This is a genomic window from Lysinibacillus sp. NPDC092081, from assembly GCF_044755845.1.
Lineage (GTDB): Bacteria > Bacillota > Bacilli > Bacillales_A > Planococcaceae > Lysinibacillus.
On the sequence record NZ_JBIVRU010000031.1, the window covers coordinates 1 to 13,510 of the forward strand.

Annotated in this window: 6 protein-coding genes; all 6 read left to right on the top strand. The window is 34.6% G+C overall.

The annotated features are described in order from the left end of the window. The coding region (locus ACIQLB_RS23740) for a non-ribosomal peptide synthetase (protein WP_400731172.1) at nucleotides 1-1,173 on the top strand (1,173 nt) is incomplete at its 5' end. After that, nucleotides 1,163-8,203, top strand: coding sequence for an amino acid adenylation domain-containing protein (locus ACIQLB_RS23745; RefSeq protein WP_400731173.1), 7,041 nt, complete (start codon nucleotides 1,163-1,165; stop codon nucleotides 8,201-8,203). The genes ACIQLB_RS23740 and ACIQLB_RS23745, both read left to right, overlap by 11 nt. Further along, nucleotides 8,193-9,488, top strand: coding sequence for an MFS transporter (locus ACIQLB_RS23750; RefSeq protein ID WP_400731174.1), 1,296 nt, complete (start codon nucleotides 8,193-8,195; stop codon nucleotides 9,486-9,488). The genes ACIQLB_RS23745 and ACIQLB_RS23750 overlap by 11 nt, the downstream gene beginning before the upstream one ends. Next, nucleotides 9,485-10,189: a thioesterase II family protein gene (locus ACIQLB_RS23755; RefSeq protein ID WP_400731175.1), complete on the top strand. Its 705-nt coding sequence runs from the start codon at nucleotides 9,485-9,487 to the stop codon at nucleotides 10,187-10,189. The genes ACIQLB_RS23750 and ACIQLB_RS23755 overlap by 4 nt, the downstream gene beginning before the upstream one ends. 36 nt (nucleotides 10,190-10,225) lie before the next feature. Continuing rightward, the gene (locus ACIQLB_RS23760) at nucleotides 10,226-12,724 is read left to right on the top strand and encodes an ABC transporter permease (protein ID WP_400731176.1); all 2,499 of its coding nucleotides are present in this window, start codon (nucleotides 10,226-10,228) and stop codon (nucleotides 12,722-12,724) included. A 60-nt stretch (nucleotides 12,725-12,784) separates the two neighbouring features. Further along, on the top strand, nucleotides 12,785-13,510 hold the full coding sequence (locus tag ACIQLB_RS23765; protein WP_400731177.1) for an ABC transporter ATP-binding protein: 726 nt from the start codon (nucleotides 12,785-12,787) through the stop codon (nucleotides 13,508-13,510).

Below are 13,510 nucleotides of genomic sequence, written 5' to 3' on the forward strand. Positions count from 1 at the left end.
GCGGTTCCAGCATTGTTTGACGCGATGTTAGAAGGAATTACGGCGGAAGAATGGTCATGCGTTCGTATAGTAACACTTGCAGGGGATCGCGTAACGGAGAAAACGTTACAAGTAGTGGAAAATACATGTCCACATATAGAAATCATAAATGAATATGGGCCGACTGAAGGTAGTGTTGTAGCAACTTTTAAACGAGATATGACTGCTGAAACAGTAGGCAATATCGGACGAGCAATCCCTGGAACACAAGTTTATATTATGAATGAACATCTTCAAATTCTTCCAGCCGGTGTGCCGGGTGAAATTATTATCGGAGGAAGAGGATTAGCGCAACAATACTTGAATCGTCCACAATTAACAGAAGAAAAGTTCGTCAATCATCCTAATATTGCTATTGGGCGTATTTACCGAACAGGGGATAAAGGGGTATGGCAAGAAAATGGTGAGATACACTTTTTAGGCCGAATGGACAACCAAGTTAAAATCCGTGGGTATCGTGTAGAGCTGGGCGAAATTGAGCGGGCATTTGAAAAAATCAGTGGTGTAAATGAAGTTGCAGCACTTATATTAGATGAAAATAATAAAATGCTAGTTCTTTCTTATACCGGTGATGCCAAACTTACAGAAGCGTATATGCGACATTTTGCTACTCAGCATTTACCAAACTATATGATACCAAGTGCTTTCTATCACTTAGGGACGCTCCCTTATACAAAAACAGGGAAATTGGATCGTGAACAATTAAAACATGTGATAAATCAAATAGCCAGCTCTACTGAGCATAACGACCAGCATACGATGAGTGAAACTGAAGAAAAACTGACAATCATTTGGGCAGAAAAACTAAATCATCAATTCTTTAATCGACATGATCATTTCTTTGAAATCGGTGGGAATTCTATCAAGCTGATGCAAGTGCAAACAGCTATTAAGCAAATATTTGACAAAGAAATTTCTGTAGCGGACTTATTTGCTCACCCAACCATTTCACAACTAGCTACTTTTATTGAGCAAGGAATCCCAGAAGTAATCGTAGAAAACCTAGAAATAGAAATAGAAATAGAAATGGAAGAGCAACTTACTGATATCATTGAAGCTTTAGATCGTGGAGATTTAAGTTTCGAACATGCTCTAAAGAGTTTAGAGAAGTTGGAGGATGATTATGACAAATGAAACTAAGTATGTCCTTGAAAACACAAAGCAGGGAAAAATTGATAAAGAAGTAGCGGTTCAATTACTCAAAATTTTAATGAATAAGCCTGCAACCCAAATAGATGAGATCGCGATAATTGGCTTGAGTGCACAAATGCCTCAAGCCGATGATTACGATACATTTTGGGGGAATATTGCTTCTAAAAAAGATTGTATTGTGCCATTTCCAAAGAACAGACGACAAGACGTAAAACATTATATAGAATTCATGGGGAAAGAAATTCAAGGCGAATTTGCTCAGGCAGGTTACTTAGATCATATTGATGAATTTGATTATGATTTTTTTCAAATTTCCCCTAAAGAAGCAGAGTTAATGGATCCGAACCAACGTTTATTTTTACAAACAGCAATGAGTGCTATTGAAGATGCTGGTTATGGCGGAGAGAAACTGATAGGCCAACATGTAGGAGTATATGTTGGCTATGACAATTCAACTGTCAATGCTTATCGTCAGATGATTTCAGATGTGCAACCGTCTCTACTTGCTTTAGCGACAACAGGGAATATTTTGCCAATAATAGCGAGTCGAATTTCGCACATTTTAGATTTGAAAGGCCCAAGTATGTTAATTGATACAACTTGTTCTTCTTCATTACTAGCTGTCCATCAAGCAGTTAAGGCTATTCAAAATGGTGATTGTAACATGGCAATAGCGGGTAGCGTTAAAATCAACATGTTTCCTATTTTACCTAAAGAAAAATTAGGGGTAGAAGCAGGGAATCAACGAACGAAAGCTTTTGACAGTCGAGCAGATGGAACGGGTATTGGCGAGGGAGTTGGAGCTGTTTTATTAAAACCTTTAAAACAAGCATTAAAAGATGGGGATACAATTTATGCCGTTATTAAAGGGAGCGCTGCAAATAATGATGGAAAATCAATGGGCATTACTGCACCTAATGTACTTGCTCAAGCAGAAGTCATTAGGAAAGCTTTAAAGGTTGCAAACGTTCCAGCAGAATCCATAGCATATATTGAAGCGCATGGAACAGGGACTAAGCTAGGGGATCCTATTGAAATTGAAGGGATTACACGGGCTTTTCGAAATCAAACAGCCAAAACTCAATTTTGTGCAATTAGTTCTTTGAAATCAAATATCGGGCATTTAGATCATGGGGCTGGTGTTGCTTCATTAATTAAGGCGGTACTTGCAATTAAAAATCAACAAATTCCCCCAACAGTTCATTTTGAAAGTCCGAATAAGCATATTAATTTCATTGAGTCACCTGTATATGTTAATGACCTATTAAAATCGTGGCCAGAAAGTGAATATCCTAGGAGAGCAGGAGTCAGCTCATTTGGTTTAAGTGGAACAAATTGTCATTTGATTTTAGAAGAAGCGCCTAAAAAAAGCGCTTCTTCTAAACCATCTGTTTTAGGCCCATATATCTTAGTGCTTTCGACTAAAAATGAGGAACTGCTATATACATTAGTAAAAAAATATTTAGATTTTTTAAAGAGAGAAAGCGATGTTTCATTAGAAAGTCTTTGTTATACAGCAAGTGTAGGACGAGGACATTATCATTATCGTTTAGCCTTTATTTTCGAAGACGTAGCAGAATTAAGACAGCAGTTACGCTCTTTATTACAACAACCCCTTAAAACAAATGAAAAAACAGGTATTTTTTACGGGGCTATAGAAAGAAAGTCATTAATCGTTCAACCTACATTCAATCCTAAATCCCATACGATGAATGAAGAAACGCAATTGCGAACTTCTGTTTTGCGTTATGAGCTAGTCAAAAAAATAGCTTTGAAGTACATTCAAAATGAAGCAGTGGATTGGAGCGAGTTGTACAATGGAAAAACAATCGAGAAATGTAATTTACCTACCTACCCATATGCAAAGCATCGATGTTGGATAAATGTTCCAGATAAACTTGTGGAAAGAACTGCAAAACAATCATTTGATTTGGCAGAAGATGAACTTGAATCCATCGTTATTGAGGGAAATGATATAGCTAGTGAACTAAATGGTGAAATTTTAGAAATGATCGGTAATGTGTGGGGGCATTATCTGGGCTTGAAGGTAGTTCATGTAGATGACAATTTGTTTGAGCTTGGTGGAGATTCGATTTTTGCGGCGAAAATTGTTAGCCATTTGAATACTTGTTATAAACTAAACTTAGCCATTTCAGATATTATGCAAGCACCTAAATTGAGTTTATTCGCGGAAAAGGTACAAGAGAAACTTTATTCTCTTCAATCTTCATCGAATCTAGAAGAGCAAGCGTTACCGCCATTGGTACCAGTGTTGAAAGAACATTATCCATTAACCTCTTCCCAAAACCGACTTTATTTATTTTCAAAACTTGATGAAGCGTCAGTGGTCTATAATATGCCATGTGTATTCATGATTGAAGGGGAATTAGATTTAAAAATTCTAAACCAAGCTTTTAACAATGTTATTCAGCAGCAAATGAGCTTCAGAACATCGTTTCATCTTATAGAGGGAGAGCCTTTTCAAGTGGTTCATCCAGACGTGAAGTTTGAACTTGAAGTTGTGACGGATGAAAAAATGGACATAAAGCGTTTTATTCAAGAGAGAATACGACCATTTTCTTTAGAGCTAGCGCCATTAGTACGGGCAAGTGTTCTTCTGTTAAAGCCGGATAAGTATGTATTTTTCTTTGATATGCATCACATTATTAGTGACGGTAAATCCACAGAAATTTTACTACATCAATTACTGAAGGCATATGCGGGACAGGTTATAGAGAAAATTCCATTTCAATTTAAGGACTATGCTGTTTGGACACAAAATTTTAAAGAGACAGCAATTTATCAAAAGCAATTGAAGTATTGGAAGGAGAAATTGAGCGGAGAACTCCCGATTTTAGACTTACCAACTGATAAAGTACGACCAAACATTCAACAGTTTCATGGAGGAAAAATCAGTTTCACAGTAGAAAAGGACCTATTAACGCAGCTAAAAACTTTAGCAAATCAAGTAGATGGTACGTTATTTATGGTGCTTTTAGCAGCCTATCAGGTACTTTTAGCTAGATATTCAAGACAAGAAGATATCATTACCGGCACACCTGTATCGATTCGTAAACAACGGGAAGAAGATGAATTGATAGGGATGTTTGTCAATACAATCCCATTAAGAAACAGTCCCAAAATGGAGCTTAAATTTATTGATTTTCTTTCTAATGTTAGGGCTACAAGTCTCGAAGCCTTCGCAAATCAAGATATTGCTTTTGAGGACATTCTCAATGAATTAAAACTTCCTGGAGATTTAAGCCGAAACCCTATGTTTAATGCTATGTTTATGATGCAAAATGTAGGGGTGAAGGAAATTCAACATAGTGGCATGGCATTTACACCAATCCATTTTGATAGTAATACCGCACGAACAGATCTTACATTAAACGTGATAGAAAAGAGCGATACCTTAGCAATCGATATAGAATACGCTAAGTCGTTATGGAATCAAGTGACTATAGAAAGAATGGCCAAAAATTTCCTTACGTTGTTGCATCATATTGCTTTAGAGCCTACAACGTGTATAGGTGAGCTATCCATTATTTCTAAAGAAGAAGAGCAATTGGTTTATGAAATTAATGAAACGTATCTTCCTATAACGGACGTTTCCATCATTGAAGAACAAGTAGCTATTTTACGACAATCACCTGCAGTTATTTTTAATCAGGTTGCTTATAACTATAGTGATATACAAGAAAAGGCAGAACGTTTGGGACAATTTCTACTTGCGAAAGGTCTACAACCAAATGAATTTGTAGGTATTATGATGCCTCGTTCAGAAGCAGTACTTTATAGTATGTATGGCATTTTAAAGGCTGGTGCTGCATATTTACCAATTGATCCAACGTACCCATCCAAGCGAAAAGACTATATGTTACTTGATAGTCAAACACGTTTTGTTCTTTATGACGAGGGTGTTGAGTTACCAAGTATTTCTAATGAAGTAGAATTCATTCATATTCGCGAGGTGGATAAATGGGAAGGACCTTCTATCCCTTGGCCATTGGTGATGCCACATCATTACGCATACGTTATTTATACATCGGGTTCTACCGGTTTACCAAAAGGGGTCATTGTGAATCATCAAAACGTTCGCAATTTTATAGAAGGAATGGCGAACGAGATTGACTTCCAATCCGGCAAGATATTAATGTCTTTAACAACTATTAGTTTTGACATTTTTGTTTTGGAAAGTCTATTAGCTTTATCGAAAGGATTAACTATTATTCTTGCGACCGAAGATGAGCAAATGAATCCTAGAAAAATGGCTGAGTGTATATTGCATACAAAAGCGACAATGCTTCAAATTACGCCATCGCGATTGAAGTTATTATTGGATACTGATGAAGGAAGACAAGCTTTACATCATATAACAGAATTATTAGTCGGGGGCGAAGAGTTTCCATCGACACTCCTTCAATCGTTACAAAAATATGAGCAATTAAAAATTTATAACATGTATGGTCCTACTGAAACAACGGTCTGGTCAACAATTAAAGAATTAACGAATGCCTCACTTGTTACTATTGGTAAACCCATTGCTAATACACAGGTGTATGTAGTAGATGAACAAAATCAATTACTTCCGATGGGTGTTCCTGGTGAATTGCTTATTGGAGGACTTGGGGTAACAAGCGGTTACCATCAACAACCAGATTTAACTATGAGTAAGTTTATTGAACAGCCTAAACTAGGTCCCGGCAGACTCTATCGAACGGGAGATATCGTCCGTTTACTAGACAATAATGAGTTACTGTTTATAGGAAGAAAAGATCACCTAGTGAAGGTACGAGGCTATCGAGTTGAACTTGCAGAAATCGAGAAACAATTAATTTCTTTACCAGAGGTAGCTGATGCTGCGGTTATCACTACAACAGATGAATATGAAGATACACAATTAGCGGCTTACACTATATTAAATGTTGATGTACCTTTCGAAGTGTTGAAGAAACAATTAAGTGCCGTTTTGCCTTCGTATATGGTGCCGGATTATTTTTATCAATTAGAAAAACTCCCATTGACTCCTAATGGAAAAGTTGATAGACAAAAATTGCTTAATTATTCATGCAAGCTTGTAAAAGAGGAAGAGAATATTATTGAACCCCACTCGGAATTACAAACGCAACTGTTGACTATTTGGCGAGATATTTTGCAACAAGAGACTATTTCTATATTTGATAATTTTTTCTTGTTAGGGGGGAACTCTATAAAAGCAATTCGTATGATTTCTAAAGTGGAAGAGCTTGATATTCAACTAGTGATTAATGATATTTTTAATCACCAAACAATTGCTGAATTAGAGAGTTATATCATAAAAACTGGAAAACGTAATACGAAATTGACAAATATTCAACTTGCCGAAGAAAAAATACAGAAAGAATTGAAACAGTCCGTAAGGATCTATCAATTCATGTTTAATGACAAGCTAAACAATGTGTATAGCGTAGAGCAGCTAAATGATCAAGTGAAAAAACATTTGCATGTATGTGTCAATCAGTGGATTCACGATGAGTTATTGCCAAATTATATTTTGGAGGAAAAATCTTTACGGGCTGTTTTCACAGAGGAACACGAAATACAAAAACAACCTTTAGCGGTATCAGACGAAATTTTTAACCGTATGATTGGACTACGTAACTTATCAGATGTGCAAATCACAGGGGAAATTTCAAATCTTGTTGCAGCTCATGAAAAATTTGAACAAACAATTCTTACACAAGATGTTGTCAAAGAATATCGACTGGCACCGATTGAGTATTACTTTTTAGGAAAAGAGCGTTATTCAGGAACGCTTTTAAAGTTTACAACGGGCTTAAAAATGGACACATTAAATCGAGCTATTCACTATGTTTTAAAGCAACAAACAGTCTTCCGAAATGTATTGTATGAACGAGAAGGTGAGTTGTTTTGGAAAGAGTATGAAGCACCCGAATCAGTTACAGTTCCGTACGTCGATATTTCAAAGTATACAAAAAAGACGGGTAAAAAAGTAATGGAGAAGATTGTCTCGGATTATTTCTTCAAGCCTTATGAAGAGTTTGAGAAGCTTTATTATCGAATGGCTCTAGTTAAAGAAGATGAAAAGAACTATTATCTCTTCTTACCTGTTAATCACTCGATCTTTGACGCAATGAGTGGTGAGATAGTGAAACGAAATATTTTAGAGTACTACGAAAAAATTGAAAATGACGAGTGGATTGATATTGATGTAGAAAAGAACTATGCAGCGTTTGTCGAGCAAGTTCGAATGGGGCCAGTTCATATAACAGATGAAGAGATTGTAGACATACTTTCTTTAAATCAATACCAGGAGGGGACAAAGCAGCTCCATCAGAGCATTAAGAAATTTGATAAATCGAATGCAACATATTTGAAATTTGAAATTCGAACGGAAAATCGACATGAGGAGTTTAATGAGGATAATGCCTGGGCGACTGCTTTTGAATTATTGGAAAAATTTATTTACAAGTATCTCCAAAATCCGTCATTACCTGTATCCATCTTTTATTATGGCCGAAATTATAGAGAGAAAAAATTCTTTAATACTGTCGGAGAGTTTATTGATTTAATCCCTATTTATATGGACCCAACGAAGTTAGCAAATAAAGAAGTAACAGAATATATTCAAAGTAACATAGACATTATTGAACGGTATAACTTGAATTTTTCTAATTTTACAATGAATGAGAAAATAGCGAAGCGCTATCCTAAAGTAGCCGCTTTTACCGAGAAAATGCAACAAACGACATCGATAATTTTCAATTTCCAAGGAAAAATGGAAGATCAAGAAATGGATGTTTTCGAGGAACTTTTGTATAAACGCTTGATGCATGAATTGAATATGGAAGAGTCCGTGAATATTTATTTCGCCACTCGCTATTCGAATGATGTCATTCAAATTGATCTGTCTTTACCATTTGATGATTCAAAAGAGAATCTCTTTAACTTCTTTAAACAAGAATGCGCCATCATAAGCAATATAGAGGTGGAAAAATATGAAAAATAATACGGTTATTGAAAACGGTTTTCCGAGATCAAATTTCTTGTTATTGTTCATAAGTCGTCTGATTAGCGACTTGGGTATGGCTGTATTTAAATTTTCGTTGAGCTTATATATTTTAGACGTAACAGGTTCAGCATCCTATTTTTCATTAATTTTAACCTTTACCATTTTACCTGGGGCTATTATGAATGTCTTTGCTGGTGTAATTGTCGATAAATACGATAAAAAGAAAATCATTATTATTTCAGATATTTTATGTAGCCTTTTGGTGTTCGTGATTTTCTTTATATTACAAGATACAAACAATGCTAATGTAATGTTATTTAGTGTTTATGTCATCTGCATAAGTATTATCCAAACCTTTTTAAATCTATCCATTAATTCTTCACTTTCGAATCTTTTAGAAGAAACGAATGTACCTAAAGCCAATTCAATGTTTCAATCAATGGGTGCCATTATTAATATTCTAGGCCCACTTATCAGCAGTGCTTTATATGTTATTTTAGGAATCGAATTTATTGTATTGATTAATGCTATTACGTATTTAATTGGCGCATTTGCTTCGATGCTCCTGCAATTTAAATATAACAATAAAAATGTATCTTCTACAAAGTATATAGAAGATTTGAAGTTTGGTTTCTCTTATATAAAAAAGAAAAAAATCATTCAATTTTTCTTAATTAATTTGTTAATGCTTAATTTTGTTTATATGCCTCTGACGATGCTAGTTGTCCAATACATCACGTATAAAGTGTTAGAAGTAAGTGAATTCCAACTATCAATTATTCAAGCATTTTTAGGGATAGGGGTCATTCTAGGCGCAATTTATATTAGCGTGAATAACTCTATTGAAAAATCTATTAATCGATTTCCTTTATATTTAGGAGCTTTAACTATTGGAGTTGGTTTTTGGATGTTTCCATTACTCACTCATTTAGGAGTACTTTCAAAAAGCCAGTTGGTTATCGGTTATAGTGTGGCATGTTTATTAGTAGCAAGCATCTATACGATTTCCATCATTCCAATTTATACGTACTTTCAAACTAGGGTTCCTGAAAATATACGAGGTCGCATATTTGGTGTTGCGACATCTGCGCTAAATATCTCAATTCCAATTGGTGTGTTAATTTATGGATTCTTGCTTGAACAAGTACACTGGTTATATGTGATTGTGATTTCTACGCTAATTTTATTAATTTTATGCTTCTATAGTTGGCGGTATCTACTTATTCATAAAAACTCATTCATTTCTTCAACTACTGACTGGAAAGGGGCTGAGGAGCATTGAAACTATTTTTAATTCCTTTTGCTGGAGGTAGCGCAGTATCTTACTTAAAGTGGAAATTATATTTTAGTGATGAGGTTACTATAATACCGCTTGAATTAAATGGACGGGGAATGAAAAGTGGGCAACCATTTTGTAAGAATTTCCAAGAAGTTGTAGAAACACTCTCAAATGAAATAAATCAGTACGTTAATAAGGATGAAAGATATTTTATTTTTGGGCATAGCATGGGTGCATTGCTTGCTTTAGAAACTTACTATGAACGTTTAAAGAGGAAAGAAGGGCTTCCAAACGCCCTCTTTCTTTCTGGATGTAAACCACCCTTTCTTTTTGAAAAGAGAAATGTAATATCGAATCTTCCAACCAAAGAGTTGAAAAATGAGTTGCGAAGAAAAGGAGGGACACCAGAGGAAGTACTAGCTTCAAATGAGTTAATGGATTATTTTTCACCTATGATTCGGGCAGATTTTAAAATACTTGAGGAATATCAATTTAATTTTGAGTATACAAAAGTACATTGTCCGCTCGTAATTTTAGGAGGAACAGAAGATAAGATCGAAAAAAGTGAACTTTTACAATGGCAATCTCTTGCACATGACCCTATCACTTTACACATGTTTAAGGGAAATCACTTTTTTATTCATTCCTATCCAAAGGAAATTACTAAGCTAATAGAAGAATATTTATTTTCTGTTATTCATTGAATGTACTTAAATATAAGGAAGGAGGGAATTTACTAGATGACAATTTTTTTGAAGTATTTATGGAGAAATATATGTGAAAAGAAGTTTAGAAGTTTCATAATGCTTGTGGCGCTTTCTCTGACAACTTTTTTACTATTTATTAATTTAGGAATCAGGGATTATTTTGAGGCGTCTTATACATCGCATATTCAACGCGCATATGGGGATATTGACATTTCAATAATGCCAAGTGAGGACCAAGAAAGCCCCTTTTTAAATGTTGATTCTCTTAATGTAGTGCATAACGATATAAAGAGTACTTTAGATGTTTTCTATAGCATTAATAGCCTCGAAAGTTCTAACACTATTCTTAAAGTTAATACGTTCGGCCTTATCCCTAAAGAAGCGGAAGCATTAGGGCTTTTGCAAATTGACTCACGACTATCAGGTGAATCATTTTCAGAACGACAAGTTATTATAAGTGAGGATATGGCGAAGAAGGAAGGATATTCAATAGGTGATACAATCCTATTAAATGTTAACGGAATGGATGAACAGTTTACAATTTTTGCTGTAGCGAAGAAGGTGGGCTTTTTTGCTCAAGAAAGTGAATTAACGAAATCAGTGGTGATTCCACTTAAAACAGCAAACGATTTATATGGGGTATCTAATGCCGTAAATGTACGCTATGTAGAGGTATCAGATCACATAGCAGTAGAGAAAGTGGTAAATGAATTAAAAGAACAAAATCCTTCACTTTCTATTGCATCTGTGTATGACAATCAAACTCTTGAAGATCAAACGAATACGATTCTTCTCGCATTATTTTTTGTGTTACTTATTGTAATTGTCATTAGTTTTTATATTATTTCCTCTTTATTCAATGTTATTATCAAAGAGAGAATTACAGTTATTGGAACATTTAAAAGTATCGGTGCGTCTAAACGGCATATACGCCTTATGCTCTTAGCAGAAAGTTTCTTTTTTGGAATCATAGGCGGAATCGTTGGTATTGGCACTGGATTAGCGGTCAGTCCTATTTTATTTGAAGTGTTGAATAGTTATGATGAAACAATCTCAATTTTTTCGAACCCAAACCAATGGATATATATTGGTTTGACCTTAGTCTTTACTATTGGTGTCTCGATATTAAGTAGCTTTATCCCTGTTCTTAAATTAAGCAATGTTTCCATTAAACAAATCCTTATGAATAATTTTAAAACGAATACTGGCTATTCAAAGTTGGGGTATTTATGGGGAATAGGTTTTATGGGAACTGCACTAATAATAAGCTATTTCAATACTAATTATAACTTGATTATGGGGCTTATTAGTATTTTGATGGTATTTGTTGGGGGAATTCTTTTTGTTCCGTATCTTGTCCGATGGTCTGTGTTTCTAGGGACTAAGATCTTACGTTCGCTCGTATCATATAATCTACAATTTGGATTTAAAAACCTAGAAAATAATCGTTTGTTACGGAATAATATTACGCTGATTACGGTTGTTCTTACCCTTATCATCACAATTTATACTGTTATTATTGGTGTTCAAAATTACATGACAGGTATCTCTAATGCTAATGATTTTGACATTTCTATTACCTCGCTGGAAAAAGACCAAAATCTATACGATTTTCTAAAGAGTGAGACTGGTGTAATAGAACCTTACAAAGAATATTTAGGCTTTGAACAAATTCAAACGGGAAAAGGGCAAACTGGCCATATCACTTATATTGGGTTAGATCCAAATAAAGTGTTCAAGGAATTCCATAAAGATGGTGTTAAATATAATGAAGTTGATAGCAAGAAACTTTTTACAGGGAATTATATGATTGTTGATAAATTTATTTTAAACCTCTATAACTTACAGATAGGGGACAAGGTAAAGATTGTAGTAAAAGGGAAAGCATTTCAAGATTACGAAATCATTGGTGTTATGGATGCTGCTAATTTTTCGACAAACCGAAGTGTAGCCATGATTAGTTTGGAGAATTTTCAAAAGGATATTTCTACTCAACCGTTCCAAATATTGTTGAAAACGGATGGCAATGTTCAAGAAGTAAGTAAAAGTATCTCACAGAGATTAATGAATACGTCATCTCAAGTAAGAACATTGGAAGAAAACATCGAACAAAGTATGCAAGGTGTCGATAACTTGTTTATGGTACTAAAAATTTTAATTATTTTGGCAGTATTATTAGCTGGATTTGGAATCGGTAATAATTTGCTTATTAGTTTCCTTCAAAGGCAGCGTGAATTGGCAATCTTACATTCAGTCTGTATGAGTAAGATGCAACTTGTCCGTATGTTCATAGTAGAAACAATCGGGGTATGCCTGTTTGCAAGTTTCCTAGCCTTCTTCTTAAGCTTTATAATTGCCAAAATGCTTCCTGATTTTTTATGGGGCGTAGGCATTGCCTTCTCCTTTGATTATCCATATCAGTTTGCTAGTTATTTAATAATCTCTTTATTCTTACTATTTTTATGTACCCTCTTCATCCCAATCTTTAAACTCTATAAGATGCGTGTTGTAGATTATCTTCGTTTTGATTAAAACTGTTCTTTACTGAAAAAGGTATGTGTAACACAAACGGTGGTAAGAGAGGATGTTTTGATGAATAAACCAATTTTAACAGTTAACAATGTTTCTAAACTATTGAAAAAAGAAAAATTAGAAATTCCAATCTTAAAAGATATTACATTTAGTGTGAATGAGAGTGAATTTGTTTCGATTATGGGCCCTTCAGGCTGTGGGAAAAGTACCCTTCTATATTTGTTAGGGGGGTTAGACAATCCTACATCGGGTACGATCCATTTTAATAATGAAGATTTGCATGTATTAAAGGATAAACAAATTAGTAAATTGAGGAGAACTGAAATAGGATTTATCTTTCAATTTTACAATTTAATTCCTAACTTAAATGTTGAAGAGAATATTCTTTTGCCCGTGTTGATGGATGGAAAAAATGCAAAAGAATATAAGGATACATTGGATGAATTGCTTCATATTGTTGGTTTGGAAGATCGTCGAAGATATATGCCTAATGAGCTTTCTGGGGGGCAACAACAGCGCGTAGCTATTGCTAGAGCGCTGATTAATTCGCCAAAGTTATTATTAGCCGATGAACCAATTGGTAATTTGGATAGCCAATCGGGTACGGGCGTAATGGAACTTTTCAAACGAATAAATCAAGAAAAGAATATTTCTATTATTCAAGTAACCCATTCACAAGACGCGGCTTTATATGGTAACAGAGTCATTCGTTTATTAGATGGGGAAATCGAATCTGAACAATGGATTGAAAAGAATAATATCACTCATGAAAAAATTGGTGGATAA

Bases quoted from the DNA above. Each gene is read 5' to 3' on its own strand.
- ACIQLB_RS23745 (WP_400731173.1), top strand. From the start codon at position 1,163: ATGACAAATGAAACTAAGTATGTCCTTGAAAACACAAAGCAGGGAAAA.
- ACIQLB_RS23765 (WP_400731177.1), top strand. From the start codon at position 12,785: ATGAATAAACCAATTTTAACAGTTAACAATGTTTCTAAACTATTGAAA.
- ACIQLB_RS23760 (WP_400731176.1), top strand. From the start codon at position 10,226: ATGACAATTTTTTTGAAGTATTTATGGAGAAATATATGTGAAAAGAAG.
- ACIQLB_RS23750 (WP_400731174.1), top strand. From the start codon at position 8,193: ATGAAAAATAATACGGTTATTGAAAACGGTTTTCCGAGATCAAATTTC.